25 protein-coding genes are annotated in these 25,320 nt (G+C 74.8%); 11 read left to right on the forward strand and 14 right to left on the reverse strand.

All coding sequences use genetic code 11. From position 1 onward, the window contains the following. Window positions 1–215: 215 nt before the first annotated feature. The gene (locus tag ACH5AR_RS23935; protein WP_396303522.1) at window positions 216–926 is read right to left on the reverse strand and encodes a rhomboid-like protein; all 711 of its coding nucleotides are present in this window, start codon (window positions 924–926) and stop codon (window positions 216–218) included. A gap of 244 nt (window positions 927–1,170) precedes the next feature. Here ACH5AR_RS23935 and ACH5AR_RS23940 point away from each other — a divergent pair, with 244 nt between their 5' ends. From ACH5AR_RS23940 to ACH5AR_RS23950, 3 genes are all read left to right on the forward strand, one after another. Beyond that, window positions 1,171–1,842 carry a rhomboid-like protein gene (locus ACH5AR_RS23940; RefSeq protein ID WP_396303523.1) on the forward strand — a complete coding sequence of 224 codons (672 nt, stop codon included), beginning with the start codon at window positions 1,171–1,173 and terminating at the stop codon, window positions 1,840–1,842. 211 nt (window positions 1,843–2,053) lie between these two features. Next, on the forward strand, window positions 2,054–3,466 hold the full coding sequence (argG, locus tag ACH5AR_RS23945) for an argininosuccinate synthase (protein WP_396303524.1): 1,413 nt from the start codon (window positions 2,054–2,056) through the stop codon (window positions 3,464–3,466). 248 nt (window positions 3,467–3,714) lie between these two features. Next, window positions 3,715–4,383, forward strand: a complete 669-nt coding sequence (locus tag ACH5AR_RS23950; protein WP_396303525.1) for a GAP family protein — start codon at window positions 3,715–3,717, stop codon at window positions 4,381–4,383. A 69-nt stretch (window positions 4,384–4,452) separates the two neighbouring features. On the opposite strand, the gene ACH5AR_RS23955 is transcribed toward ACH5AR_RS23950, so the two are convergent. The 3 genes from ACH5AR_RS23955 to ACH5AR_RS23965 all read right to left on the reverse strand — a co-directional run bounded on the left by ACH5AR_RS23955 (window position 4,453) and on the right by ACH5AR_RS23965 (window position 6,557). Next, entirely contained in the window at window positions 4,453–5,250 is a 798-nt protein-coding gene (locus ACH5AR_RS23955; RefSeq protein WP_396303526.1) for a hypothetical protein, read from the reverse strand. Beyond that, window positions 5,247–5,819, reverse strand: coding sequence for an RNA polymerase sigma factor (locus ACH5AR_RS23960; RefSeq protein WP_396303527.1), 573 nt, complete (start codon window positions 5,817–5,819; stop codon window positions 5,247–5,249). Before ACH5AR_RS23960 ends, ACH5AR_RS23955 begins: the two co-directional genes overlap by 4 nt. Window positions 5,820–6,083: 264 nt before the next feature. Further along, the gene (locus ACH5AR_RS23965) at window positions 6,084–6,557 is read right to left on the reverse strand and encodes a MarR family winged helix-turn-helix transcriptional regulator (RefSeq protein ID WP_396303528.1); all 474 of its coding nucleotides are present in this window, start codon (window positions 6,555–6,557) and stop codon (window positions 6,084–6,086) included. 178 nt (window positions 6,558–6,735) lie between these two features. On the opposite strand from ACH5AR_RS23965, the gene ACH5AR_RS23970 reads away from it, so the two are divergent. Further along, entirely contained in the window at window positions 6,736–7,146 is a 411-nt protein-coding gene (locus ACH5AR_RS23970) for an organic hydroperoxide resistance protein (RefSeq protein WP_396303529.1), read from the forward strand. 156 nt (window positions 7,147–7,302) lie between these two features. Here ACH5AR_RS23970 and ACH5AR_RS23975 read toward each other — a convergent pair whose 3' ends face one another. Beyond that, window positions 7,303–7,647 (reverse strand): SHOCT domain-containing protein, encoded by a 345-nt coding sequence (locus ACH5AR_RS23975; protein ID WP_396303530.1) that lies wholly within the window; start codon window positions 7,645–7,647, stop codon window positions 7,303–7,305. A 213-nt stretch (window positions 7,648–7,860) separates the two neighbouring features. On the opposite strand from ACH5AR_RS23975, the gene ACH5AR_RS23980 reads away from it, so the two are divergent. Continuing rightward, the gene (locus ACH5AR_RS23980) at window positions 7,861–8,286 is read left to right on the forward strand and encodes a hypothetical protein (RefSeq protein WP_396303531.1); all 426 of its coding nucleotides are present in this window, start codon (window positions 7,861–7,863) and stop codon (window positions 8,284–8,286) included. Between the two features lie 139 nt (window positions 8,287–8,425). Here ACH5AR_RS23980 and ACH5AR_RS23985 read toward each other — a convergent pair whose 3' ends face one another. Next, window positions 8,426–9,076, reverse strand: a complete 651-nt coding sequence (locus tag ACH5AR_RS23985; RefSeq protein WP_396303532.1) for a beta-glucanase — start codon at window positions 9,074–9,076, stop codon at window positions 8,426–8,428. A 247-nt stretch (window positions 9,077–9,323) separates the two neighbouring features. After that, on the reverse strand, window positions 9,324–9,950 hold the full coding sequence (locus ACH5AR_RS23990; protein ID WP_396303617.1) for a CBS domain-containing protein: 627 nt from the start codon (window positions 9,948–9,950) through the stop codon (window positions 9,324–9,326). A 149-nt stretch (window positions 9,951–10,099) separates the two neighbouring features. On the opposite strand from ACH5AR_RS23990, the gene ACH5AR_RS23995 reads away from it, so the two are divergent. Beyond that, window positions 10,100–10,345: a hypothetical protein gene (locus ACH5AR_RS23995; protein WP_396303533.1), complete on the forward strand. Its 246-nt coding sequence runs from the start codon at window positions 10,100–10,102 to the stop codon at window positions 10,343–10,345. Between the two features lie 43 nt (window positions 10,346–10,388). On the opposite strand, the gene ACH5AR_RS24000 is transcribed toward ACH5AR_RS23995, so the two are convergent. Further along, the gene (locus ACH5AR_RS24000; protein WP_396303534.1) at window positions 10,389–11,588 is read right to left on the reverse strand and encodes an FAD-dependent monooxygenase; all 1,200 of its coding nucleotides are present in this window, start codon (window positions 11,586–11,588) and stop codon (window positions 10,389–10,391) included. A gap of 185 nt (window positions 11,589–11,773) precedes the next feature. Between ACH5AR_RS24000 and ACH5AR_RS24005 the strand changes: the two genes are divergently transcribed. Beyond that, window positions 11,774–12,484, forward strand: coding sequence for a TetR/AcrR family transcriptional regulator (locus ACH5AR_RS24005; RefSeq protein ID WP_396303535.1), 711 nt, complete (start codon window positions 11,774–11,776; stop codon window positions 12,482–12,484). A gap of 773 nt (window positions 12,485–13,257) precedes the next feature. Here ACH5AR_RS24005 and ACH5AR_RS24010 read toward each other — a convergent pair. Then, complete coding sequence (locus tag ACH5AR_RS24010) at window positions 13,258–13,623, reverse strand: hypothetical protein (RefSeq protein ID WP_396303536.1); 366 nt, start codon at window positions 13,621–13,623, stop codon at window positions 13,258–13,260. Between the two features lie 278 nt (window positions 13,624–13,901). Here ACH5AR_RS24010 and ACH5AR_RS24015 point away from each other — a divergent pair, with 278 nt between their 5' ends. After that, the gene (locus ACH5AR_RS24015) at window positions 13,902–14,171 is read left to right on the forward strand and encodes a GlsB/YeaQ/YmgE family stress response membrane protein (protein WP_396303537.1); all 270 of its coding nucleotides are present in this window, start codon (window positions 13,902–13,904) and stop codon (window positions 14,169–14,171) included. 61 nt (window positions 14,172–14,232) lie between these two features. On the opposite strand, the gene ACH5AR_RS24020 is transcribed toward ACH5AR_RS24015, so the two are convergent. Next, entirely contained in the window at window positions 14,233–16,113 is a 1,881-nt protein-coding gene (locus ACH5AR_RS24020; protein ID WP_396303618.1) for an amino acid transporter, read from the reverse strand. 312 nt (window positions 16,114–16,425) lie between these two features. On the opposite strand from ACH5AR_RS24020, the gene ACH5AR_RS24025 reads away from it, so the two are divergent. The 3 genes from ACH5AR_RS24025 (at window position 16,426) to ACH5AR_RS24035 (ending at window position 20,372) form a co-directional block, all read left to right on the forward strand. Next, entirely contained in the window at window positions 16,426–18,120 is a 1,695-nt protein-coding gene (locus ACH5AR_RS24025) for a N,N-dimethylformamidase beta subunit family domain-containing protein (RefSeq protein WP_396303538.1), read from the forward strand. 115 nt (window positions 18,121–18,235) lie between these two features. Further along, the gene (locus ACH5AR_RS24030) at window positions 18,236–18,970 is read left to right on the forward strand and encodes a polyprenol monophosphomannose synthase (protein ID WP_396303539.1); all 735 of its coding nucleotides are present in this window, start codon (window positions 18,236–18,238) and stop codon (window positions 18,968–18,970) included. Window positions 18,971–19,118: 148 nt separating this feature from the next. Then, window positions 19,119–20,372, forward strand: coding sequence for an aromatic acid exporter family protein (locus ACH5AR_RS24035; RefSeq protein WP_396303540.1), 1,254 nt, complete (start codon window positions 19,119–19,121; stop codon window positions 20,370–20,372). A gap of 28 nt (window positions 20,373–20,400) precedes the next feature. On the opposite strand, the gene ACH5AR_RS24040 is transcribed toward ACH5AR_RS24035, so the two are convergent. The 4 genes from ACH5AR_RS24040 to ACH5AR_RS24055 all read right to left on the reverse strand — a co-directional run bounded on the left by ACH5AR_RS24040 (window position 20,401) and on the right by ACH5AR_RS24055 (window position 24,924). Beyond that, a complete protein-coding gene (locus tag ACH5AR_RS24040; RefSeq protein ID WP_396303541.1) occupies window positions 20,401–20,853 on the reverse strand; it encodes an SRPBCC domain-containing protein in 453 nt (150 codons plus the stop codon). A 4-nt stretch (window positions 20,854–20,857) separates the two neighbouring features. Further along, complete coding sequence (locus ACH5AR_RS24045; RefSeq protein ID WP_396303542.1) at window positions 20,858–21,331, reverse strand: VOC family protein; 474 nt, start codon at window positions 21,329–21,331, stop codon at window positions 20,858–20,860. A gap of 85 nt (window positions 21,332–21,416) precedes the next feature. Further along, window positions 21,417–23,444 carry a phosphocholine-specific phospholipase C gene (locus ACH5AR_RS24050; protein WP_396303543.1) on the reverse strand — a complete coding sequence of 676 codons (2,028 nt, stop codon included), beginning with the start codon at window positions 23,442–23,444 and terminating at the stop codon, window positions 21,417–21,419. A 43-nt stretch (window positions 23,445–23,487) separates the two neighbouring features. Continuing rightward, window positions 23,488–24,924 carry an endonuclease/exonuclease/phosphatase family protein gene (locus tag ACH5AR_RS24055; protein ID WP_396303544.1) on the reverse strand — a complete coding sequence of 479 codons (1,437 nt, stop codon included), beginning with the start codon at window positions 24,922–24,924 and terminating at the stop codon, window positions 23,488–23,490. Window positions 24,925–25,320 lie beyond the last annotated feature (396 nt).

Consider the following 25,320-nt stretch of genomic DNA (forward strand, 5'->3'; position numbering starts at 1 on the left):
CCTGGAGCCGGTCGCGCGGTCGCGCGCACTCGGCGGAAACAGGGGGTCAGCCTGCTGGGCCCGGCCCGGCGGGGGGAAGAGCCGGACGGTAAGAAGCCGGTAAGAGCCTTACGGGTTCGAACAGTTGGCATTCACCGAATACCGGCCGGCCCCCGCACCGGCGGCCGCCTCGGCCGTTCGGGAGCCCGGCGCCGCCCGCCGCCACGCGCCGCCGGTCACCGCCGGCGTGCCCACCGCCGGACCGCGCGGGCCGAGGCGACCGGATCGAAGGAGCCCGGGCGCTCCCGGGTCAACGGGTAGCAGGCGAATCCGATCAGCGCCGCGCTGAGGTGGCCGATGCTGGTGTAGTCCCGGCTCTGCTGCACACCCAGCCCGTAGACCAGCAGCACGCCCGCCGCGTACAGGTACCGCCAGGGCCGCACGATCAGGTAGGCGAGGACCGCGATCACCCCGGCGAGTGCGTAGCTGACGCCGTAGTCCAGGGTGTAGACGGCCCTCGGGGAGGCCAGTCCGCGGTGGATCGCCCAGCCGAGGACGCCCTCGCTGAGGTAGGTGGCGCCGACGTGCGCGAGCGCCGCCACCGAGATCCAGCGCAGCGTGCCGAGCCACCGCTCGGCCGGCACGTGGAAGAGGTTGTACAGCAGGAAGTAGGACGGCCAGCCGCCGCCGGCGATCCACAGGGCGCTGGTCACCAGGACGCGCACCGGGGACTTCTGGAGGTGGTGGAGGTTGGTCGAGCGCCGCTGCAGGATGCGGTCCGCCGTCGCCGGATCGACGTGCCGGATCACCTGCGTGGTGACGAGCAGGATCGCCAGCCAGATGTAGGTGCCCGGCGCGCGCCGGATGTAGGCCCACACCGCGTGGCCGACCCGCGCCCACCGGGGCCGCCGGTGCACCCCGGAGCCCCGGGCGGTACTGCCGGCCATCGACGCCTCCTCGACACTGCGCGCCCTCGCCCTCCCCCTCATCACCCTCGCCCCCGCCCGGCCCTGCCGCCACCTGCCACCTGCCACCAGCAGCCGGCAGCCGGCAGCCGCCCACCGCCCGCCCACCGGGCCGCTGACCGCTCGCGTACGCTGGCGCTCGGACCGTCCCGGGGCGCGCCCGGCCCTCCCGCCACGCACCGGTCGGGCCGGTACCGGGAACCGCCGAACAAGGGCATCAGGCACGATGAGCGATCGCCTCGCGACGAGGACACCCACCGGCCCCTCCGACACCCGCCACCCGGCACTGGGAGTCGCCGTCCGCCTGCGGCTCACCGCCGCCTACGTCCTGCTGCTGACCGTGACGGCCGCCTGGCTGGCGAGCGGCAGTCACGCCGAACGGGCCCGGTTCGTCCGCCACAACAGCAGCAACGTCCACCACCTGGAACTCGGCCGGTGGTGGACGCTCTTCACCAGCGGCCTGGTGGTCGACGGCGTCCCGGCCTGGGCGGGCATCGCGGCGGTCGCGGCCGTCCTGGGGCTGGCGGAGTGGCGCTGGGGCCCGGCCCGGGCCGGCGCGGTCTTCGTCTCCGGGCACCTGGGCGCCACGCTGCTCACCGAGGGCGCCATGTGGGTGATGGTGACCGCCCGCATCCCAGGCGCGCTCTCCCGGGCCCGGGACGTGGGCATCAGCTACGGGCTGGTCGCCACCGGCGCCTGCCTCCTCGCGCTGGGCCCGCGCCCGCTGCGCCGCTACGGCCTGCCGGCGCTCGCCGTGGCCCTGGCCGCCGCCTGGGCACTGGACCAGCAGCTGGCCGACGCCGGCCACCTCGTCGCCCTCGGGCTGGGCGCACTCGCCTCCCGGTCCGCCTGGCTGCACACCCGGGCGCGGCCCCGGCCGGCCGTGGCGGCCTCCTGAACCACCGCAACAACCCGTCCGGGCAGGCGGGTTGACCGCCTCCCCGCTGGGCGCTCACCGGCTGGGCGGGCCTCCACCACCCCCCTGTCTCCGCATGCTCTTGCATTACTCTGCAAATCTATGCCAGAGTTCGGGCATCGGATCGATTACGCCGAAGCCCGTTACACATCGCTAGATCAGGGGCCCGCTCACGCGGGTCAAGGGTGCATCCATGTCGAAGGTCTTGAGCAAGCTGCCGGTCGGTGAACGGATCGGCATCGCATTCTCCGGTGGGTTGGACACCTCCGTCGCCGTCGCGTGGATGCGCGAGCACGGTGCCTTCCCCTACGCCTACACGGCCGACATCGGCCAGTACGACGAGCCCAACCTCGCCGACGTCCCGGCCCGGGGCCGCGCGTACGGCGCCGAGCAGGCCCGGCTGGTCGACTGCCGGGCCGCGCTGGTCGAGGAGGGCCTGGCCGCCCTCGCCTGCGGCGCCTTCCACATCCGCTCCGCCGGGCAGACGTACTTCAACACCACCCCGCTCGGCCGCGCCGTGACCGGCACCCTGCTGGTGCGCGCCATGCAGGAGGACGGCGTCTCCATCTGGGGCGACGGCTCCACCTACAAGGGCAACGACATCGAGCGGTTCTACCGCTACGGCCTGCTCGCCAACCCCAACCTGCGGATCTACAAGCCCTGGCTGGACCAGGCCTTCGTCGACCAGCTCGGCGGCCGCAAGGAGATGTCCGAGTGGCTCGCCGAGCGGGACCTGCCGTACCGGGACTCGGCCGAGAAGGCCTACTCCACCGACGCCAACATCTGGGGCGCCACCCACGAGGCCAAGCGGCTGGAGTACCTGGACGCCTCCCTGGAGATCGTCAGCCCGATCATGGGCGTGGCCTTCTGGGACCCGGCGGTCGAGATCCCGACCGAGGACGTCACCGTCGAGTTCGAGTTCGGCCGCCCGGTCCGGATCAACGGCCAGGAGTTCGCCAGCGCCGTCGACCTGGTCCACGAGGCCAACACCATCGGCGGGCGGCACGGTCTGGGCATGTCGGACCAGATCGAGAACCGCATCATCGAGGCGAAGAGCCGGGGCATCTACGAGGCCCCGGGCATGGCGCTGCTGCACATCGCCTACGAGCGGCTGCTCAACGCCATCCACAACGAGGACACCATCGCCACGTACCACACCCAGGGCCGGCGGCTCGGTCGGCTGCTGTACGAGGGCCGCTGGTTCGACCCGCAGTCGCTGATGCTCCGCGACAGCATCCAGCGCTGGATCGGCCACCCGGTCACCGGCAGCGTCACCCTGCGGCTGCGGCGCGGCCAGGACTACTCGGTCATCGACACCCAGGGCCCCAACTTCAGCTACCACCCCGAGAAGCTGTCGATGGAGCGCAGCGTCGACGCCGCGTTCGTCCCGGACGACCGCATCGGCCAGCTGACCATGCGCAACCTCGACATCGCCGACTCGCGCAGCAAGCTGGAGCAGTACGCGGTGCACGGCCAGCTGGCGCCGTGGAGCGGCCTGATCGGCGAGCTCGCCCCGGGCGGTGCCGCCCCGATCGCCGCCGGCACCGGTGACGAGGAGGACCCGACGGCGCTCGACCACGCGGCGATCGAGTCCGGCACCGACTGACCCGCCGCGCGCCCGCGGGGGGCCGCCGCACCCCACCGGTGCGGCGGCCCTCCGCCACTCCCCGCTCCCGATAGCCCCCCCCGCAGTCACGCAAACGCGCACGACCCGCAAGCGTGCCCAGCCGCACAGCCGCCCGCCCACCCCTCCGCACACCCGCTCACCCGGACGGCGGCACCGGCCGTGCGCCGCCCGCCCGTCCGGCGCTGAATGGCGGACGGGCGGGCGGCGGCGGGAAGGCAGGTGCGCGGATGGGTGAGGCGATCGGCCCGATGCTGGCCTCCGCGGTGGCGGTCGCGCTCGGCCCGCTGCCACTGATCGCCGTCCTGCTGATCCTCGCCTCACCGCGCGGCCGGGCCCGGGGGGCCGCCTTCACGGCCGGCTGGCTGTTGGGCCTGGCCGCGGTGGCGGCGGTCGTCGTGGCGGCGGGCAGCACCTGGAGCCCCGCCCGCACCACACCGACCTGGCCGTCCTGGCTGAAGCTCGCCCTCGGCACCGTGCTGGTCCTGCTGGCCGCGCGGCAGTGGCGCGAACGACCGCGCCCGGGCCGGGTCACCGCACCGCCGGCCTGGCTGCTCGCGATCGACCGGCTGACGCCCGCCCGGTCCGCCGGTCTCGCGGTGGCCCTGGCCACCACCCGCGCGACGACCCTGGTTCCCGTCGTCGGCGGGGCCACGTCCATCGCCGCCGCGCCCACCGGCGGCGGGCAGAAGGCGGTGGCCGCAGCCCTGATGGTGCTGCTCGGCTCGCTGGGCACCCTGCTGCCGCTGGCGGTCCACCTCCGGGGGAACGGCCGCGCACGGCAGAGCCTCAACGAGTGGCGGGCCTGGACGGCCACGCACAACGCGGCGATCATGATCGCCGTCCCGCTGCTGCTGGGCGCCGAGTACCTGGGAGCCGCCGTCTCCGGGCTCGCCTGACCCCCTGCCCGGCTCTAACTCCCTGTCCCGCTCCTGCCTGCACCGCCCCGGCCCTCGCCGGCGGCCCCGTCAGCGGATCCGCACCACCCCCCGCCCCCGCACGGCGCGGACCCGCAACCGCCCGGGGTCCGCCCCCGGCCGGGCCTCCACCGCCTCCCGCACCGTCAGCAGGATCTCGCCGTCGTAGCGCTCCGCGAGCACCCGCGCCAGCTCCGCCGCCCCGCCGGGCCGGACCTCGGGCGCCAGCTCCGGCAGCCGTCCGGGGGCACTGAGGTCCTGGGCCTGGGCGGCCCAGTGCGCCGCGTCGCAGCGTTCGCCCTCGGCGGTGTAGTGCACCGCGAGGCAGTGCACGGCCAGTTGGTCCCCGTACTGGGCGGCTATCCGCCACCAGAAGACGCCATCCGCCGTGCGGCCCATGCCGTACAGCAGGCAGCCGAGGGTGCGGAAGGCGGTCTTCTCGGCGAGTTCGAGGTCCAGCGCCAGCTCCCCCGGCTCCACCGCGCCCGCGACGCCCGCGCACAGGTGCCGCAGGTCCCGCCGCAGCTCCGCCCCTCCGCCGGCCCGGCGGGCCTGCCCGGCAGCGGCGCCCGGTCCGGCGCCCGACCGCGGAGCGGACACGGCCCCCGCACCCGCCCCGGCCCCGGCACCCGCCCCCGCCGCCGGGCCGGGGCTCGCCCCCGAGACCGGCACGTGCGGCGGCCGGGCACCGGCGGGCGGCCGGGCGGGACGTTCGCGCCCGGCCGGGGCGGGCCACCGCGCGGCCGCGAGCCGCTCGGCCAGCCGGCGGGTGAAGTCCAGGGCGTCGTGGTCGTCGAACTCGCGCTCCAGCTCGACGGCGTGCGCGCGCAGCAGCTCCGCGACCCTCACTTCCGCGCCCCGCCGTCGTCCGGGTGCTCCAGCAGGTACTCGAGGTGGCGCCGTCCGAGGCTGTAGTAGGTGCGGGCGGTGGTGTGCGCGATGCCGAGGGAGCGCCCGATGTCGTGGTACGACAGCCCCGCCTGGCGCAGCCGGACGACGTCGGCCTGGACGGGCGCGGCCCGCGCGAGTTCCTCCATCGCCCAGTCCAGGGCGTCCAGCTCGGCGAGCTCGTCCAGCTCGTCCTGGCTGGTGTCGGGGCGGCGCTGGGCGATCACCCGCAGTCGCTTGCGTTCGGCCCGGCGGCGCTCGCGCAGCACGTCCACCACCGCGTCCTTGACGATCTTGAAGGCGAAGGCCTGCGGATCGGCGCTGGCCAGGGCCCGGCGCCAGTTCTTGTAGAGCGCGGCGCCCGCGTTCTGGACGGCGTCCTGGGCGTCCTCACGGTGACGCAGGCGCTGCTGGGCGTAGCGGAGGTAGCCGGAGTTCTCTCGGGTGAAGAAGGCCTCGAAGTCGTTCGGCAGGTCGCCGAGCGGATCGGCTCGCAGGCCCCGCTCCTCGCCCGGCCCGGGAGTGCTCACGCGGCCCCCCTTTCGTGGGTCGACTGGCCGGCCCGCCTGGTGGCACACCGACGGCCCCTTGGGGCTCGTCGTGTAACCGTCCGGGAGGTCCGGGATGTTGACCGGATCGGGCGGACAATTGCCGAACGTTTCCGTTCACTTTTGAGCACCAGCGCTGACCTGCCGGTTCGCCCGCAGAGACCGGGCCATGGAAGCCACCATGTGACCCAGATCACATCGATCGGGCGAGGGGCTTGACAAGCCCCCGAAGCCCGGCCCACCCCCCTACGGCGCCGGCTCCACCTCCGCCGCATCCAGGGCGACGGTCAGCCGGTCCAGCAGTCCGCGCAGCGCGGCCAGGTCCTCCAACGGCAGGCCGGTCGCCGAGAGCAGTCGACGCGGGACCTGGCCGGCCCGCTCGCGCAGCGCGGACCCCTCGGGAGTCAGGCGGACGGTGACCGACCGCTCGTCCGCCGCGCTCCGCTCTCGGCGCACCAGCCCGCCTGCCTCCAGCCGCTTGAGCAGCGGGGAGAGCGTCCCGGAGTCCAGCCGCAGCCGCTCGCCGATCCGCTTGACGGGCAGCCCGCCCTCCTCCCACAGCACCAGCATGACCAGGTACTGCGGGTAGGTGAGCCCGAGATCCCGCAACAGCACCCGGTACACGCCGCCGAAGGCACGGGAGGCCGCGTTGAGCGAGAAGCAGATCTGCTGGTCGAGGCGGAGCAGCTCCTCGTCCGCCACGGCGGGGTCAGTGGTCATGGAGCCATGGTACCGATCGCCACTGCACCATTAAGTTGTGCGCAATTGAATTGCGTGCTCTACTTAGCTCGACGCAGCGGCCCCGGGCAACCGGGAGCGGCCGCCCTGCGGGACACCGGTCCGGAAACGGCCCGGACGACCGACCGCAGGACCACCCAGGACCGAAGGGAACGCCACCATGGACGCGCTCTACACCGCAGCCGCCACCGCCAACGGCCGGGAGGGCCGCGCCGTCAGCTCCGACGGCCGACTGGACCTCGCCCTGGCCATGCCGCCCGCGCTCGGCGGCAACGGCGAGGGCACCAACCCCGAGCAGCTCTTCGCTGCCGGCTACGCGGCCTGCTTCGCCAGCGCCCTCGGCCTGGTCGGCCGCCAGGCCCGGGTGGACACCAGCGAGGTCTCGGTGACGGCCGAGGTGTCCATCGGCAAGGACGGCGCCGGCTTCGGCCTCGCCGTCGTGCTGCGCGTCGAGCTGCCCGACGCCCTGGCCGGGGAGACCGGCGAGCTGCTGGTCAAGCAGGCGCACGAGGTGTGCCCGTACTCCCGTGCCACCCGGGGCAACATCCCGGTCGAGCTGGTCGTCGAGTAAGCCCCTCAGCACCCCGGCGCAGCACCGACCGCCGGCATCGACCGCCCGAAGCCCCGGCGACAGGCCGGGCCCGCCGCACCCGAACCACGGCGCGCCCGGCCCCTCGCCCGCAGCCCCTCGCCTACACCCCGTCGCCCGGGCGCCTCGCCCCCGGGCTCAGTCGCCGCCCGGGCCGTTCACCGCACGCAGCGTCTCCAGTCGGTGCCGGTACTCCTCGGCATCGATCTCGCCCCGCGCGAACCGCTCCGCGAGCACCTGCTCCGGGGGCACCCTCGGGCTCCCCTGCCCGCCCTGGCCCCAGCCCTGCGGACCACCCGCTCCCACCGTTCCGCCCCTCGGAGCGGCCCGCCCGGGCGGGAGCGGCTGCCGCGAACGCGACAGGTAGCGGAACAGGGCGACGGCCAGCAGGACGGCGATCACCAGCAGCAACAGCGTCCCGAACGCCATGAAGCCCATGCCCCAGCCGCCGTCGAAGCGGCCGTGGCCGTGCCAGTACCTCATCAGGACCTCCTCCTCCGGCCCGTCGGGGCCCGCCGAGGCGAGCAGCGCGCTACCACCATCGTGCGCCCGTCCACGGCCGGAACGACGCGCGGAAAGCCCGGAAAGTGGATCCGGGCACGCGGCCCGGCCATCCGCCGGGGTAGCGTGCCGCTCGTGACCCAGCACCCGCCGCCCGTGTTCGACCCCCAGCGGCCCATGGCTCACCAGCCGCCCGTGGCCCTCCATCCCGTGGAGGACGACCGCTCCCCGGAGCAGCTCGTCGCCGCCGGACTGCTGCGGCACCACCCCGACCCGCGCCCCCACCCGGCGCTCGGCCACTCCCCGATCGGCTACGTCTCGACCGCCCTGTGGGCCGAACTCGCCGCCCTCGCCATCGCACCGGCCGCCGCCGAGAACACCGCCACCGCGCTGCTGCGCGCGATCGCCGACCAGGCCGTGGACGCGGCACTCGCCCCGGGCAACGAACGCGCCCCGCGCGACGACCTCTACGTGGCCGACCCCGCGCACATCGGTCCGAACCGTCGGGCGGTCTGGTTCCGGCGCTCCGCACTGCCCCGCTCCCACGGCGGGTACGCCCCCCGCGGCCCGATCACCGCCTCCTTCGCGCCCCACGGACCGTGGGCGGCCCCGGGAGCGTAGCCCCCTCGGACCCGCGGGCCCTCCACCGACCGCAAGCGACCGACCGCGACCGACCGCAAGCGACCGCGACCGCGACCGCGACCGACCAAGTGACCGACCGCAGGGGACCAACCACGACCACCCGCCCGCAGAAGCGCCCTCAGCGCTCGACCCGGAGGCTGTGGCACACCCAGCTCAGCCGGTCGGGCCCGCCGTACGGCGGCCGGGCGTGGTACGTCCCGTCCGCCACCGAGATGTTGACGATCAGGTACGCGTGCCACGCCGAGCCGACCCCGTGCAGGTCCGCGTAGACCAGCTCGTCCGCCACGTACCAGTCCACCGAGTTCGCGCCGAGCACCACCCGCAGGTCGAAGGTCGCCCCCGGCCCGATCCCGGCGCTCGCGCCGTGCCAGTACCGGAAACCGCCCCGGACGTGGTTGGAGATCTCCAGCAGGTCCGGATTGTCCGGGTGGTACTCGAAGACGTCCACCTCGTTGCCGCCGTCCCGCCAGGTCCAGATGGCCGGCCAGGCGCCCAGCTGGACGGGCAGCGTCACTCTTGCCGACAGCTCGTCCCCGGCGCGGAGCTGGAAGCCGTCCGGACTGCCCTCGGTGGTCAGCAGGCTGCAGCTCCACAGGCCGCCGCTGTGCCGCCGGACCGCCACGAACTCCCCGTCGGGGCAGTAGTCGCGGCTGAGGTAGTCGAGCTTGTGGTCGCTCCGGTTGGTCGGCCCCATCCGGGGATAGGCGCTGCTGCGCCCGGCGGTCCACTGCCTGGTCGAAGTGAAGTCCGCGTCGAACACGACTGCCACGGCCGCCTCCCCGAAGCTCCGGCGCCCCGGCAGTCCACACCGCCGGGCACACAGGGTGAGTTACCCGATACCCTCCGCAGTATGCGGAACGGGTCGTCCGGGCCCGGGCGAACGACCGGCGACCACGGCCCGGGACGACCAGTCCCCCTTCACGGACACGCCACGGGACGCACGGGGGGACACACGAAGGAACGTACGACGGGACACACGAAGGAACGTACGAAGGGACACACGAGCTGCCGGCCGGTCAGCCGACCGGAGCCGTACCCCCGGCCCCGAGCCGGTCGGTCACCGAGACCACCCCGTCCACCGAGCGGCACAGGTTGAGCACGATCGGCACCAGGTGCGGCTCCGGCACGGTACCGCTGAGCACCACCCGCCCCTGGTTGACCTCCACCCCGACCTCGGCCGGGCTGACGCCGTCGATCCGCCCGAGCACCTCCTCGACGATCTCCCGCCGGATCACCATGTCCTCGCGCAGGAACACCCGCAGCAGGTCGCCGCGGCTGACCATGCCGACGACCCGGCCCTCCTCGTCCAGCACCGGCAGCCGCTTCAGACCGTGCCGGCTCATCAGCCGGGCCGCCGCGACCACACTGGTGCCGGGCGTGGTGCAGACCGGTTGGGCCGTCATCAGGTCGGCCGCGGTCACCTCGCCGTCCGGTCCGACGGGCGCCGACTCGGGCGCGGGCAGCAGACTGGCCGGGTCCTCCTGCGCGGCCAGGGTGCGCAGCAGGTCGGCCTCCGAGACCACGCCGAGCGGCCGGCCGTCCGGGTCCACCACCGGTACGCCGGTGATCTCGTACTCGCTCAGCAGCGCCACGATCTCCTGGAATCCGGTCTCGGGTGAGACCACGACCACGGGGCTGGTCATCACGGATTCGACGGTGGCATGCCGCACGCCGGTTCACCTCGTCCAAACGCTCCTGGTCCGCCCGGGCGCGGATCGTCCCGACCGGTACCGGCAGCATCACCCGTGGCGGCCCGGACCGCCAGGGGCCAAGGGGCCGAACGGGTGGGACCTTGGGCCTGCGGCCCCGACGCGCCTCCGACACCGCGTGGTGGCGCTCCCCGCGCGGCACGGAGTTCCTGCTGGCCGCGGGCAGCCGCCGGGTCACCCGGCTCGCCGCCAAGGGCCCGGACTGGTCCGCCGAGCGCCCCGCGCCCGACCGCACCCTGGCCGTCGAACGCGCCGCCCGGACGGCCGCGCAGGTGGAGGCACTGCTCGACAACGGCACCACGATCGGCCCGCTCCCCGCCGCGCCCTGAACCCGCCGGCCCCGCCGGACCTCCCGGGCCGGGCGCCGACCGCTCAGCCCGCGACCGCCGCCCCACGGGCGGACTCCCGCTCGTAGTCCGGCAGGTCGACGCTGCTGACCTGCCGGCCCAGCTCCAGCATCCTCTCCAGCGCCCAGCGGCGGTTGAGCAGCGCGTTGCGGAACCGCAGCCCGGCGGCCGTACGCGGGGCGAGGAACGGACCGGTCCGGTCCCCGCCCTTCTGGCAGCCCTGCGCGTAGCCGCGCAGCAGCCGCTCGTAGCGCGCGAAGGCGGCCCGGTGGTCGCCGCGCGCCCGGGCCAGTTCGCCCGCCAGGACGTACGCGGCCACCACCGCCGTACCGGTGCCCATGCCGCCGATGGTCGCGCCGCAGGCGGCGTCGCCGACCAGGGCGATCCGCCCGGTCGACCAGACGGGCACGTCCGCCCGGCTGATCGAGTCGAAGTACAGCTCGGGAGCGGTGTCCAGGCTCTTCAACAGCTGCGGCACCCGCCAGCCGAGGCCCGCGAACGCGGCCCGGACCAGCGCCTTCTGCCCCGCCGGGTCGTGGCGGTCGTAGCGCAGCCCGGGCGAGGCGAAGAGAAAGAACGCACCGGCCCGGCGCGGGTCGCGGTGGGAGGCCCCGGCGGAGGCCAGCCGGCCGGGGACGTTGAGGCCGGTCGCGCCGACCGGCAGACCGAGGTCGTCGGGCAGCTGCCAGGTGGCCGCGTAGTAGCCGAGGTGGCGGACGTAGCGCCGCTCGGGGCCGAAGGCGAGCCGGCGCACGGTGGAGTGCAGCCCGTCGGCGCCGATCACCAGGTCGAACTCGCGCGGCGCACCGTGCCGGAAGGCGACGCGGACCGCGTCCGGGGTCTGCTCCAGCGCCGTGACCGTGTCGCCGAAGACGTACTCGGCGCGGGCACGGCTGTGCCGGTGGAGCAGCTGGGCCAGTTCCCCGCGCGGGACCTCCAGGTCGCCGCCGGCGAACTCGGCGGGCAGGTGCAGCACTCGGCGTCCGTCGGGGCCCACGAAGGTCATCGGGCTGCCACCGGTGCCCAGTGCGCGCAGTTCCTCCAGGAGGCCCATCCACTCCAGCACGGTCAGATGGGTGCGGCCGCGGAAGTCGACGTCCTGGCCGCCCTCGCGCAGCGCGGGGGCCAGCTCGACCACCGTCACCTCGAAGCCGTACCGGCCCAGCCAGTGGGCGAGCGCGGGGCCGGCGATGCTCGCGCCCGAGATGAGGACCTTGGTGCCCATGGAAACCACTCCGTCCGAGGATCGAGAAACTGTGTCTGGCGGACAGGATTTATTGCTGTGTACGGTAGACACAGTTGGACGGGAAGGGCAACCCCCACGGGGCACACCGCGGGGACGCCCGGGGCGGAATCGCCGGGTGGTAGCCCCTGGCGCGCGACCTCAGGACCTCAGGACGGGAGCGGATGATGACCGAGGCGGCGAACGACACGGTGCGGCTGCTCTGGGGCCCGGCGGCCAGGCCCACCCGGGGGCCGAAGCCGGCCCTCAGCCTGGAGCGGATCGCCGCCGCCGGGGTCGAGGTCGCCGACGCCGAGGGTCTCGGCGCGGTCTCCATGCAGAAGGTGGCCGGACTGCTCGACTTCACCAAGATGTCGCTCTACCGCTACGTCCCCGGGAAGGCCGAACTGATCGCCCTGATGGTCGAGTCGGCCGTCGGTACGCCGCCGGACGCCCGGGAGGGCGCCGACTGGCGGGAGCAACTCAGGGGCTGGGCCCACCACTTGGCCGACTCCTTCGCCGGGCATCCGTGGCTGCTGGACGCCACCGTCGGCGCGCGGGTCCTCGGCCCCCGTGAACTCGCCTGGCTGGAGCGGGTGGTGGCGGTGCTCGACGGCCACGGGCTGACCGGACCGGAACGGATGGACGCCGCCGTACTGCTCACCGGGCACGTGCGCGGGATCGCCGCGCAGTCCCGTGCCGCCGGACCGGCCGGCACCCCGGAGTCCGATCTCCTCGCCGCCCTCGGCACGGTGGTCCGGGAGAACGCCGACTGCTTCCCGGCGGTCGCCGCCGCCATGGCCGATCCTGACGGCCGCGACCAGGCACTGGAGTTCGGCCTGGAGCGCATCCTGGACGGCCTCGCGGCCCTGATCGACCGCCGCACGGGCCGCGCCTGACCCGGACGGCCCGGCCCCGCCCGCCGGCGGCCCCGCCGCATCACACACCGCACCGGGAACTCCGCTCGGCCCACAGGAGGTGCCGGCCGGGCACTACGGCGGCCGGGCCCGGGGGCGCCCCGCGGACGGTGCGGGCCGCGGAGGCCGTCCGGCGGATCGGCGCACTGCCGGATCCACGCGGGTGGGAGGTGTTGCTGCCGCGCGCGGCGGCCGCCCGCGAGCTGCACCGGGTCCGCGCCGTGCCGCAGGTCAGCGGCTGGCGCTACCGCCCGGACGCCCACGGCACCCGGCCCTGCACGCACGTGCTGCGGCTGCCGCGTCCGCGGCGAGTACGGCAGCCGCCGGCTGCGCGAGCGCCACCCGCACCCGCGGGACGGCCCGCCGCCGCCCGTCCCGGTGCTGCTCGCCCGGATCGCGGCGGTCGGCGACCCCGGCGACCCGGCCGAGCTGCGCTCCGCACCGCAGGCGACCCCGGCGACCCGGCCCAGCTGCGCTCCGCACCGCACTGGTTCGGGCTGCGCCGCCGCGGCCCGGTGGAGGCGCTCGCCCACCGGACGGCCCACCCGGCCCCGAGGTGCGGGAGGACTGGGCCTGAGCCGCCCGCGGCTGGTCCACCCCGGGGGCCGCCGACTGCTGGACGCCCTGGCGATCGATCCGCACCCGGAGGTCCGCGCGGCGGTCGCGAGGGCCCGGAGAGCTGAGGCCGCCCGGCCGCCGTCAGGCCCGGCACCACCCCCACCGCGGACCGGCCTCGGGAGTCGCGCGGAGCGGCCTCAGGAGACGCGCTTGAGCTGCCAGGAGTTCTTCTCCAGGCTCGGCACCGCGGAGTAGTTGCAGCCGGAGCCGTAGAAGCTGCTCACGATCGTCCAGCCGGCCGGCGGCCAGGTGGAGGCGCAGGCGTTGACCACGGTGCCGACCGGGTACCCGGTGAGCTGCATGATCTTCTTGGTGTTCGGGGTGAAGCCCGAGCCGCAGCCGGCGCTGTTCCACCACTGGACGTCCACGGAGCCGCCCGGCGTCAGCGAGGAGGAGCAGACGGTCGTGGTGTCGCCGGGTGCGGCCTGGGCCGCCCCGGCGGTCAGCGTCAGCGCGGCGGCGGTACAGCCCAGGGCCAGGACGGCGGAACGAAGGCGGGTCACGGGTCGGCTCCTCTCGGCGGCGCGGTGGGTCCGCGCCCCGCCCATTCCTATCCGCGCGGTACCGACGGCGGACAGTGCCTTTCCGGCCCGACCTGCGGCGCGATCCCGCCCGTCCCCGTCGGCAGCGGCCCGCCGGCCCGTCGGCACGCCGCTGACCAGCGCGGACTCCCCTCGACGTGCCTGCTCGCCCGATCCGGGTGATCATGGGACGAACCGTGTCATCGGCGATTCGGCGCACCGGGCCGTCGGGCCCGGCAGCGCCCGGAAGGTGGACTGCGATGTTCCAGCTCCTGTGGATCCTGCTCATCGGCTTCGTACTGGGCGTGCTCGCCAAGCTGATCCTCCGTGGCCCCCAGTCGATCCCCTGGTGGCTGACCATGCTGCTCGGCGCCGCCGGCGCCTGGCTCGGAAACGCCGTCTCCGGCTGGATCGGCGTACGCCACACCTCGGGCGTCGACTGGATCCGGCACATCCTGCAACTGGCCTTCGCCGTCGGCCTGGTGGCCCTGGTGGCCCCCGCCTGGTCGAGGTCCCACCAGAACCGCTGACCCGCCGGCCGTCCACGCAGGCCGACCCGCCGCCGCGCCGCGCCGACCCGCGCCGACCCGCTCACCCCACGTGGACGGCCGGGCGGCGCGAGCGGTCCGGTTCGGCCTCGCGCAGCACCTCCCGGGTGACCGGGGCGATCTCGCCCTGACCGAACAGGAAGAACCGCAGGAACTGGGTGAACGGGTTGCCCTCGGTCCACTCGAAGTAGATGTGCGGCTGCTGCCCGGTGAGGTCGCGCACCTGGAGCATCAGGGCGGCCAGGGCGTTGGGCACGCTGGAGCTCTCCAGGGCCAGCACCCGGTAGCGGTCGTGCAGCACCTCGCCGCGGACGGTCAGCTCGGCCTCGAAGTCGGACGGGTCGAGCACCGTGACCTCGACGAACACCAGGTCGTCCTCGGCCGGGATGTCGTTGTCCCGCCGGATCTGGTGGATCTTGTCGCGGTACTCGGCGAGGTCCCGGCTGTTCGGCTCGTTGGCGATCAGCCGCAGCGGGCGGTGGGCGTAGTCCCGGACGAAGCGCTCCGCGACCTCGTCCAGCAGCACGTCGGTGACGCGCAGTTCGAAGGCGCGCTTGAGCCGGGACAGGAACGAGACCAGCATGATGCCCGCGATGAAGCAGGCGCCGATCTTGACGCCGTCCGGCCGCTCGGCGATGTTCACCGCCGTGGTGTAGAGGAACACCGCCGCGATCACCCCGAAGCCGGCCCGCCAGCGGCGCTGCCCGGCCTTGTGGGCGGCGATGGTCACCGCGATGGCGGCGGAGCTGATCAGCACCAGGACGCCGGTCGCGTAGGCGCCGCCCTGGGCGTCCACGTTGGCGTCGAAGATCCAGGTGACCAGGAAGGCGATCAGGGTGAGCACGATGACGGTCGGCCGCACCGCGCGGGCCCAGTGCGGCGCCATGCCGTAGCGGGGCAGGTAGCGCGGCATCAGGTTGAGCAGCCCGGCCATCGCGGAGGCCCCGGCGAACCAGAGGATGGCGATGGTGGAGAGGTCGTAGACGCTGCCGAAGGTACTGCCCAGGTACGCGTGGGCGAGGTAGGCGAGCGCCCGGCCGTTGGCCTGGCCGCCGGTCCTGAACTGGTCGGCCGGGATGAGCAGCGTGGTGACGAAGCTGGTGGTGATCAGGAAGCAGCTCATGATCACGGCGGCGGTGGTCAGCAGCTTGCGGGCGCCGCGGATCCGGCCGGTGGGCTTCTCCTCGGTGTCGTCCGGGTCGCCCTCGATGTGCGGCATCACGGCGACGCCGGTCTCGAAGCCGGACAGGCCGAGGGCCAGCTTCGGGAAGACGATCAGCGCGACGCCGACCATCGCGACCGCGTTGCCGTGCTCCGCGGTCAGCGCGTCCGTCCAGTCGCTGAAGACGTGCGGCGCCCTGAGCACGTGCCACAGCCCGTTGGCCACCACCACGACGTTCAGCGACAGGTACACCGCGACCAGCACCACGGCCAGGCCGATCGCCTCGCTGAAGCCTTTGAGGAAGACGGCGCCGAGCAGCGCGATCATGATCAGGGTCAACACCACCTGCTTGCCGGTCAGCGCGCTGTGCAGGTGCGGGTTCTCCACCAGGTGGGCACCGGCGTCGGCGGCGGACAGGGTGATGGTGATCATGAAGTCGGTGGACGCGAAGCCCAGCAGGGTGAGCACGAAGAGCTTGCCCTGCCAGAAGGACAGCAGCCTTTCCAGCATCGCGATCGAGCCCTGGCCGTGCGGGCTCTCCTGGGCGACCCTCCGGTAGACGGGCAGTGCGCCGAGCAGGGTGACGAGCACCAGCACGATGGTGGCCAGCGGTGAGACCAGCCCGGCCGCGAGGGCGGCGATGCCGGGCTGGTAGCCGAGCGTCGAGAAGTAGTCCAGGCCGGTCAGGCACATCACCCGCCACCAGCGCTGGGCCTTCTCCGGCTGGGGTTCGGCGTGCGGGCCGGGGTGCTGCTTGGCCATGTCCGACAGGCCCTCCAGCAACCAGGCCCGGAACCGCTCGCGCAGGGAGGACGGCCCCGTCCCCGCTTCGGCCGACCCCGACGACACCACACGCACCCCTGTCCACGACTCGGCCGGCCCCGTACGGCTCCGGTCCCCCTGTGGCCGCCGGACGGCGGGCCCGGTCAGGCTAGGGGACCGTCCCGCCCGGGCCGGGCAAGCACGCGGGCCGACACGCCCCGGTGCGCCCGTACGGCCTCCCTCCGGCGGCGTCGCCGAGCGGCGGCCGGTGGCGGCGCGGCGCCCTGCGCGGACCGCGCGAAACGCGCGAGGATGTCCCCGCGCGCCCGACACCCCGGGTGGACGCACCACGGACGGGGACCGGGGCCGCGGCACCCGGCCCCGGGGAACGAGGAGGTCGCGGTGGCGGAGCCGAGCCGGCGGAGGATCCTGGGCCTGGGACTGCTGGCGGCCGCCGCCACCTCCTGCGGGCCCGGCCGCCAGGACCCCGCCGCCCCGCACCCGTCCGCGGCCTCCGCCGCCCCGACACCCGCCGGAGCCGGCCCCGGGTCCGCGACCGGCTCCGGCCCCGGCGGCGCGGCCGCGGACGGGCACACCGGCCCGGCGAGCGAGCGCTCCCGCCCCGGCAACCCCGACTGGGAGATCACCGACCCCGGCCCGGACGGCGCCATCGAGGGCTTCGCCGACCGGGTCAGCGTCCTGCCCGGCGAGCCCTTCGGCCTGCACGTCTCGACCCCCGCCGCCGCGTTCACCGTCTCCGCCTACCGGATGGGCTGGTACGACGGCGCCCGCGCCCGGCTGGTCTGGCGCCGCGAGCACGTCCCCGGGGGCAAGCAGGCCGCTCCGCACGTGGACCCGGCCACCCGCACCGTCCTGACCGGCTGGCAGCGCACCCTGGAGGTGGACACCGCCGACTGGCCCGAGGGCGCCTACCTGCTGCGCCTGGACGCCGAGGACGGCTCCGGGCGGCGCTACGTCCCGCTCACCGTCCGCTCGGCGAGCACCGCCGGCCGGACGGTGGTCATGAGCGCCCCGGCGACCTGGCAGGCCTACAACGAGTGGGGCGGCTACAGCCTCTACAACGGCCCGACCGGCGGCCTGGCCACCCGCTCGCTGCGGGTCGTCTTCGACCGGCCGTACGACTACGACCACGGCGCCGGGCTGTTCCTGGTCTACGAGGCGCCGCTGGTCGCCCTCGCCGAGCGGCTCGGCCTGCCGCTCGCGTACACCACCGGCATCGACGTGGCCCGCGAGCCCGGCCTGCTGGCGGGGGCGAGCGCCGTCCTGTCGCTCGGACACGACGAGTACTGGTCGCCCGAGCAGCGGGCGCACGTGACCGCCGCCCGGGACGCCGGGACGAACCTGGCGGTCCTGGGAGCCAACTGCTGCTTCCGCCGGGTCCGGTTCGAGCCCTCCGACCTCGGGCCGGACCGCACGGTGGTCTGCTACAAGGACGCCTGGGCCGAGGACCCGGGCCACCGGGCGGGCGCCCCGGCGACCACCGACTTCCGGGCCGGCCCGGGCGCCGACCCGGAGAGCTCGATGCTCGGCGTGATCTACGACGGCTACCCGGTCGACGCCCCGTACGTGGTCACCGCGCCCGGGCACTGGGCCTTCGAGGGGACGGGCGTCGCGGCGGGGGCGTCGTTCCCGCACCTGGTCGGGGTGGAGTACGACCGGGTGCAGACCGGCTTCCCCACGCCGCGCCCGATCGAGGTGATCGCCCACTCCCCGGTGGTCTGCGACGGCCGCCGCTCGTACTCCGACACCGCCTACTACACCGTGCCGAGCGGCGCCGGGGTGTTCGCCACCGGGACGATGCGCTGGGTCGAGGCGCTGGAGGCCCGCGGCCCCGGCGGCGGCCGGGCCGACCACGGCATCGACTCCCTCGCCGGGGACCTGGTCCGGCGGGTCACCGAGAACGTCCTGCGGGCCTTCGCGGCCGGTCCGGCCGGCCGCAGCCACCCCGCCCGGGACAACCTCGCCGCCGTCTACGGCGCCGGGTAGCCGGTCCGGGCCGGCCGACCCACGGCCGGGACGCCCACGGCCGGGGCGGGCGGCGGCCGCCCCTCCCGATACACTCGCACGGTCCCATCCGGAGCAGGCACGAGGGAAACAGAACATGGTCGAGGCCTCCCCCAAGGTCGTTGTGGTCGTCCCCACGTACAACGAGCGGGAGAACCTGCCGGTCCTCGCGGGCATGCTCGCGGAGCTCCCGGTGCCCGGCCTGCACCTGCTGGTGGTCGACGACAACTCCCCGGACGGCACCGGCGAGATCGCCGACAAGCTCGCCGCGGACTCCGGCGGCACCGTGGGCGTGCTGCACCGCACCGAGAAGGACGGCCTCGGCCGCGCCTACCTGGCGGGCATGGCCAGGGCGCTGGAGGAGGGCGCCGACGTCGTCGTGCAGATGGACGCCGACCTCTCCCACCCGGCCTCGGCGATACCCGCGATGGTCGAGACGCTGCTCTCCGACGACACCGCCGTGGTGCTGGGCTCCCGCTACGTCCCCGGCGGTTCGACCGCCGAGGAGTGGCCCTGGCACCGCAAGGCGCTGTCCGCCTGGGCGAACTTCTACGTCAACGCGATCCTCAGCCTCGGTGTCAGGGACGCCACCGCCGGGTTCAAGGCCTGGCGCGCGAGCACCCTGCGCGCCATCGACCTGCCGACCGTGCGCAGCAACGGCTACTCGTTCCAGGTCGAGATGAACTACCGGGTCGTCAAGCAGGGACTGACGATCCGCGAGGTGCCGATCCGCTTCGAGGAGCGGATCGAGGGCGCGTCGAAGATGAGCATGGGCGTGCAGGTCGAGTCCGCGCTGGCGCCCTGGAAGCTGCGCTTCAACCGCGAGGACTAAACGGACCTGCCGAGCGCTCCGCCGGCCTGTCGGGGCGCCCGGACGCGCGGTACCGCGACCGGCGGCGCGCCCGGCCCGGTGCGCGCGTCCGGGTGCCACGGGGCCCGCGGGGCGGTGTGAACGGCGGCCGCGGGGAAAGAAGGGCGACATGGCCCTTCTCCCGGAGCGACTCGCGGACCTGGTCCGCCGCGGTGCCCGCGACCCCTTCGTCGTCCAGACCGTCCGGGCCACCGTCGCGGCCACCATCGCCTTCGCCGTGGCGACCCGGCTGAGCAGCGAACCCGCCCCGCTGACGGCCCCGCTGACCGCGCTGCTGGTCGTCCAGGTCACCGTCTACTCGACGCTCAAGACCAGCATCCGCCGGGTCAACTCGGTGGTGGTCGGGGTGCTGATCGCGACCGGGTTCAGCGTCGTGGTCGGGCTCTCCTGGTGGAGCCTGGGGCTGATCATCCTGGCCTCGCTGGTCGTCGGCCGGTTCGTCCGGGTCGAGGAGTTCGTCCAGGAGGTCGCGATCAGCGCGATGCTGATCCTGGGCGTGACCAAGCTGGCCTCGCAGGCCTGGGACCGGGTGCTGGAGACCCTCATCGGCGCCGTCGTCGGCCTGCTGTTCAACCTGCTGTTCGCGCCGCCGGTCTGGGTGGAGACCGCCGGGGAGTCGATCGAGGACCTCGCCCGGCGGGCCCGCCAGCTGCTGCTCGACATCTCGGAGGAAGTGGGCCGCCCCACCCCGGTGGCCCGGGCGGCCGAGCGGCTGTACGAGGCCCGCCGGCTGGACCACGCGATCGCCGAGGTGGACGCGGCGCTGCGCCAGGCCGAGGACAGCCTGCGGTTCAACCCGCGGATCAGCGAGGGGCTGCTCTCCCGGCTGGTGCTGCGCACCGGGCTGGACACCCTGGAGATCTGCGTCGTCGTGATCCGGGTGCTGGCCCGCTCGCTGACCGACCTGGCCAAGCGGCGCGGGCCGGACGAGCGGCTCTTCCCGCCGGAGGTCGCGGTCGGGCTGGAGGAGCTGCTGGCGCACGTGGGCGGCGCGATGGTGAGCTACGCGGTGCTGGTGACCACCCAGGTGAGCCGCAGCGCCGAGGAGGCCGAGGAGCGGCTGGCCGCCGAGCTCACGGCGGCCTGGACCTGCCGGGAGAACGTCGCCCACGTGCTGCTGCGCAGGGTCCAGGAGCACCCGGAGGCCTGGCAGCTGCACGGGGCGATGCTGGCCGAGGTGGACCGCATCCTGGACGAGATGGACCTGGAGCACCGCAGCCGGCGGCTGATGGAGGAACTGGACCGGGCCTCGGTGGCGAACCGGGAGCGGTTCTCGCGCTACGCCGCGCTGCGCCGCGTGCTGCGGGGCGAACGGGTCCGCGGCGGCCGGGCCTCCACGGCGGCGGAGCGCCCGGCCCGGTAGCGGCACGGGGCCGGCCCTCCCGGGTGGGTCACGGCATCAGCCAGGGCTCCTGCGGCAGCGGGTGGCCGGTCTCCAGGTACGTCTTGAGGTTGGCGAGCACCGCCGACCAGCCCTGTTCGGCGTCCGCCCGGGCGGCCTCGTCGGGGAGGTCCTCGTGGAGGACGGTGAGCCGGGTGAGGTCGTGCCAGCCCTGGAGCTCGAAGGTGACCCGGGAGGGGAAGGCGGAGCGCTCCTCCTGCGGCCCGGCCCAGGTGGTGACCAGCCGGTGCGGGCGGTCGACCGCCTCGACGGTGCCGATGACGTCGGCGACGCCGGAGCCGTCGGTCCGCTGGTGCTCCCAGGGCGCGCCGAGCAGCCAGGTGGAGACGTTGCGGTGGCCCCAGTAGAGGCCGGACTCGTCGGCGTTGGTGAGGGCGTGCCAGACCCGTTCGGGGGTGGCCCGCAGGTAGGTGATGCCGCGGTGGGTGAGCGGAGCGGCCACCGGCTCACCCCTCGGCCGCGTCGAGCAGCGGCTGGATCTCGATCTTGTGCATCCGCAGCATGGCCGCGAAGACGCGGTCCGCCCTGGCCCGGTCCTCCCCCGCGACCAGGTCGAGCAGCACCCGGGGGGTGATCTGCCAGGAGAGGCCGTAGCGGTCCTTGAGCCAGCCGCAGGGGCCCGGCTGGCCGCCGTCCGCGGTGAGCCGCGCCCAGAGCCGGTCGACCTCCTGCTGGTCCTCGCACACCACCTGGAGCGAGACCGCCTCGGTGAAGTGGAACTCGGGGCCCCCGTTGAGGGCCACGTACGCCCGGCCGGCGAGCTCGAACTCGACGGTCATCACCGAGCCGGCCGGGCGGGGGCCCGCCTCGCCGTAGTGGTTGGTCCTGGTGACCCGGGAGTCCGGGAGCAGCGAGGTGTAGAAGGCGGCGGCCTCTTCGGCCTGGTCGTCGAACCAGAGGCACGTGATGATTTTCTGCATGCGCCCGACGGTAACGGCGGGGTCCGCCGGCGCGGCCGAGCCACGGCCGGGGGTCACCGGATCGGCGCCCCCGGCCGGCGCCGGGTCAGTGCACCCGGCCCGCGTAGCGCTGGACGAAGCGTCGGCCGGTGTGGGCCGTCACCACGACGTCGTAGCGGCCCTGCGCGTCGAGCGGCCAGGCCAGGTCGGCCTGCTCGCCGGGCTTGACCCAGACGGTCCGCGCGCTGCCCGCGAAGTCGTTGGGCGCGGCGGTGAACGCGACGTCGGTCATCCCGTCGTTGGCCGCCTGGAGGACGAGCTTGCGGCTGCCGCGCAGGTCGGCGGTGACGATCGGCACGCCGACGTCGTTCTGGCCGTCCTGCCCGTCCCGGACGACGGTGCCGGCGAAGCGGCGGACGAAGCCGTCCGGGCCGTGCACGGTGAAGTCGTAGCGCCCGCCGGTGGCGGCGGCGTCCCAGACGTACCGGGCGGTGGCGCCGGGGGCGACGGTGTACGGGGTGCCGGTGAAGGGCAGCAGGATGTTCGGGTAGACGGTGTACGGGAAGGCCACCGGGCCGTCGTTGCTCATCGTGCAGGTGACCTTGCCGCTCTTCCGGTCGACCTCGACGTCGGCCCACGGCTGGTACGGCAGCGGGCGGTGCGGGCGCTCGCCGCGCTCCTGGACGGGCATCGCCTGGGCGCCGACGGACGGCAGCGCGACGCCGGGCAGCCTGCTGCCCGCGTCGGCCCTGGCCATCAGCGCCTTGGTGTCGGGCAGCACCGGGATCGAGTGGTCGGGCGCGGCGAAGTCGAAGCAGCTGGTGAGGTCGCCGCAGACGGCCCGGCGCCAGGCCGAGATGTTGGGCTCGGCCACCCCGGTGACCACTTCCATGAAGCGCAGCACGGAGGTGTGGTCGAAGACCTGGGAGTTGACCCACCCGCCGCGCGACCAGGGCGAGAGCACCCAGAGCGGCACCCGGTTGCCGAGGCCGATGGCCCGTCCGCGGGTGAACTCCTCGGGGGTGCCGGGCTCGGGGGTGGGCGGCACGACGTGGTCGAAGTAGCCGTCGTTCTCGTCGTACATCACCAGGAAGACGGTGTGCCGCCAGACCTCCGGGTTGGACGTCAGCGACCGCAGGGCCTGGTCGACCCAGTGCGCGCCGTAGGCCGGGCCGGCCTCCGGGTGCTCGGAGAACAGGTAGGGCGCGACCAGCCAGGAGACGGTCGGCAGGGTACCGTCCTGGCAGTGGCGGTCGAAGTCGGCGGGGTCGAACTTCGTCATCGCGTTGACGTAGCGCGGGTCGTCGTGCGGGAAGGCGTGGAACTGCCGGAAGTAGGAGAGCGCGTTGTCGTCGTAGTCGCCGGTGCGGTCGTCCTTGCCGGGGTTGTGGTAGACGCGCCAGCTGACGCCGGCCGCCTCCAGGCGCTCGGCGTAGGTGGTCCAGTCGGCGACGGGGTTGTCGGTGACGGGCGTGTTGTCGATCCACGGTCCCGTGGTGCCGTCGCGGCCGGGGCCGGCGGTGCCGGTCCACAGGTAGAGGCGGTTGGGGTCGGTCGGGCCGGCCAGCGAGGTGAAGTAGGCGTCGCAGAGGGTGAACGCGTCGGCCAGGGCGTACTGGTAGGGGATGTCGTCCCGGGTGAAGTAGCCCATGGTGCGCTCGCCCTTGGCGGCGATCCACTTGTTCATCGCGCCGTTGTTGATGGCCTGGTGGCCGGTGGCCCAGTCGTGCGGGAGGCCGCCGGCGTTCTGCGCGTTGTACCTGGCGGTGTCCATCCGGTACGGCAGCATCACGCCGCCGTCGCTGCGCCGGCTGTCGGGCTGGCGGAAGACGTCGGTGCCGTCCGGGAACCGGAGCGCCTGCTTGTCCCCGAAGCCGCGGACGCCGGACAGGGTGCCGAAGTAGTGGTCGAAGGAACGGTTCTCCTGCATCAGGACGACGACGTGCCGGACGTCCTCGACGGTGCCGGTGAGCGGGGCGCCGGGCTTGGCACCGGCGGCGGGGGCCGGAGGGGCGGGAGTCGCGGAGGCGGGGGCCGGGGCGGCGGCGGCCTGGCCGGCCGCCAGTGCGGTCAGGGCGGTGGCGCCGGCGGCCGCGGTGGCGCCGACGAAGGTGCGGCGGGAGAGCTCGGACATGACGGACTGGCCTCTCGGGGCTGGGTACCGGGAGCCTGGCGGCTCAGAGCTGGAAGGTGGCGACCGCGGCGGCGGTGTCGGAGGGCCACTCGTTGGCGGCGGAGCCCGGCTCGGGCTGCGGCCAGTCGGCGGCCAGGGTGTGCGCCTCGACCAGCTTCAGGGCGCCCGCGTAGTGGACGTAGTCGATGCGGTCCTGCGGCTCGGGCCGGTCGCCGCGCCGCTTGCGGGTGGGCGACCAGGTGGTGCCCGGCGCCTTCACCGGGTCGCGGTTCTCCTCGCGGAAGGTGTCGGTCAGTCCGGCGTCCTGGAGGGCGACGGTGACCGGCCAGGCGAGCGCGCCGACCCCCTGGTGGGCGGCGGCGGTGGCGGCCGTCCAGTCCCGGTGCGAGGGCGAGGCGAGCGCGCCGCCCAGCACCACCGGGATGCGCCGGGCGATGTCCGCCCGGACGGCCGCGGCCAGCGCCCTGGCCTGCCTGACCCGCGGCGAGCCGTTCTCGGCGGCCTCCACCTCCGCGGCGGTCCGGCCGTCCTGGACGGCGTACGGGCCGTAGCCCGCCTCGTCCAGGTGGGCGACCCAGAAGCGGACGGCGCGGCCGCCGGGCAGCCGCAGGGTGGCCGCGGCGGCGGGCAGCTCGGCGGTCGGCGGGGTGATGTCGGTGAGCGGGTGGCGGCTGAGGATGCCGACGCTGCCCGGGCTCTGGTAGGCGTACCAGCCGAGGGCGTCCGCCAGCGTCCCGGCCCGCTCCCCCGCGGTCTCCTGGAGGGCGAGCACGTCCAGCCCCTGGGCGAGGACGACGCGCAGCTGCTTCTCCAGGGCGTCGGTGTGGGCCGCGCCCGCGTCGTGCAGGTTCCAGCTGGCGGCCTTGAGGCGCGGCGGGGCGGTCGGGTCCGCCACCGGGACGAGGACGGTGAGGGTGTCGGTGGCACCGGCGCTGTCCCTGACGCCGACGACCACCGGCTCGGGGTTCCGGCCGGGGGTGGCGGGCGCGGTGCCGGTGAGCGTGCCGTCGGCGCTGACGGAGGCCCAGGCCGGGCCGCTGACCTTGCGGTAGGTGGCGGAGCCGGCCGGGTTGCCCGCCGGGCGGGACCAGAGGCCGCCGAGCCGGACGGTGACGGCGGCGCCCGGGGCGACGGGCGTGGCGGTGAGGGAGTCGACGGCGGCGTGCGGGCGGACGACGGCGGGCTTGGGGCGGAAGCTGAACGGCTCGGTCCGGGCGAGGATGCCGTAGCCGTCCTTGGCGAGCAGGTAGGCGGTGTAGGGGCCGCCGGTCAGCGCGGAGGTGTCGAGCTGGACGTCGCCCGAGGCGGCCGGGGTGTACCTCCACAGCAGCGAGCTGCCGCTGCCGGGCCGGCGGTCGCCGTCGTAGACGCCGACCCAGTTCTTGGCGTCGGCGGCGTCGGTGGTCCAGTGGAAGGTCAGCCGGTCGCCTTCGGTGGGGTCGGTGGAGGAGCTGAGCGTCAGGGCGCTGCCTGCGGCCACGGTTGTCCTGTCCGCCGCCCGGGGACGGACCGCCAGGGGACGGCTCGCCGGGGCCGGGTACGGCTGGTCACGGGGCTGGGAGGAGGAGGCGCACGCAGTTGGCTGTACAACTGCGGCGGCCTCATTCACCCGAAGGCCGACGACCGGCGCATGAACGACGCATGACGGAGCGTCGGGCGGTACGGGAACTTCGACGCCCCTGCCGGCCGGCGGGCGGTTGCGCGTGACCAGGCCCCGGCGGGCGCGGACATGGCGCTTGCGGTCCGGAGCGTGGGGGGGGGGGGGGGGGCGGGCGGGGGGGCCCCGCCCGGCGCGGCCCGCCCGCGCCCGGGGCCGCGCCCCGCGGCCGGCGCCGGCGCCCGCGCGGCCGGGCGGCGCCGCCACACGACGCCGGCC

The sequence above is a fragment of the Kitasatospora sp. NPDC018619 genome (assembly GCF_044391605.1).
Lineage (GTDB): Bacteria > Actinomycetota > Actinomycetes > Streptomycetales > Streptomycetaceae > Kitasatospora.

Bases quoted from the DNA above. Each gene is read 5' to 3' on its own strand.
- ACH5AR_RS23935 (WP_396303522.1), bottom strand. From the start codon at position 926: ATGGCCGGCAGTACCGCCCGGGGCTCCGGGGTGCACCGGCGGCCCCGG.
- ACH5AR_RS23940 (WP_396303523.1), top strand. From the start codon at position 1,171: ATGAGCGATCGCCTCGCGACGAGGACACCCACCGGCCCCTCCGACACC.
- argG (WP_396303524.1), top strand. From the start codon at position 2,054: ATGTCGAAGGTCTTGAGCAAGCTGCCGGTCGGTGAACGGATCGGCATC.
- ACH5AR_RS23950 (WP_396303525.1), top strand. From the start codon at position 3,715: ATGGGTGAGGCGATCGGCCCGATGCTGGCCTCCGCGGTGGCGGTCGCG.
- ACH5AR_RS23965 (WP_396303528.1), bottom strand. From the start codon at position 6,557: ATGACCACTGACCCCGCCGTGGCGGACGAGGAGCTGCTCCGCCTCGAC.
- ACH5AR_RS23970 (WP_396303529.1), top strand. From the start codon at position 6,736: ATGGACGCGCTCTACACCGCAGCCGCCACCGCCAACGGCCGGGAGGGC.
- ACH5AR_RS23975 (WP_396303530.1), bottom strand. From the start codon at position 7,647: ATGAGGTACTGGCACGGCCACGGCCGCTTCGACGGCGGCTGGGGCATG.
- ACH5AR_RS23990 (WP_396303617.1), bottom strand. From the start codon at position 9,950: ATGACCAGCCCCGTGGTCGTGGTCTCACCCGAGACCGGATTCCAGGAG.
- ACH5AR_RS24000 (WP_396303534.1), bottom strand. From the start codon at position 11,588: ATGGGCACCAAGGTCCTCATCTCGGGCGCGAGCATCGCCGGCCCCGCG.
- ACH5AR_RS24005 (WP_396303535.1), top strand. From the start codon at position 11,774: ATGACCGAGGCGGCGAACGACACGGTGCGGCTGCTCTGGGGCCCGGCG.
- ACH5AR_RS24015 (WP_396303537.1), top strand. From the start codon at position 13,902: ATGTTCCAGCTCCTGTGGATCCTGCTCATCGGCTTCGTACTGGGCGTG.
- ACH5AR_RS24020 (WP_396303618.1), bottom strand. From the start codon at position 16,113: ATGGCCAAGCAGCACCCCGGCCCGCACGCCGAACCCCAGCCGGAGAAG.
- ACH5AR_RS24025 (WP_396303538.1), top strand. From the start codon at position 16,426: ATGTCCCCGCGCGCCCGACACCCCGGGTGGACGCACCACGGACGGGGA.
- ACH5AR_RS24030 (WP_396303539.1), top strand. From the start codon at position 18,236: ATGGTCGAGGCCTCCCCCAAGGTCGTTGTGGTCGTCCCCACGTACAAC.
- ACH5AR_RS24035 (WP_396303540.1), top strand. From the start codon at position 19,119: ATGGCCCTTCTCCCGGAGCGACTCGCGGACCTGGTCCGCCGCGGTGCC.
- ACH5AR_RS24045 (WP_396303542.1), bottom strand. From the start codon at position 21,331: ATGCAGAAAATCATCACGTGCCTCTGGTTCGACGACCAGGCCGAAGAG.
- ACH5AR_RS24050 (WP_396303543.1), bottom strand. From the start codon at position 23,444: ATGTCCGAGCTCTCCCGCCGCACCTTCGTCGGCGCCACCGCGGCCGCC.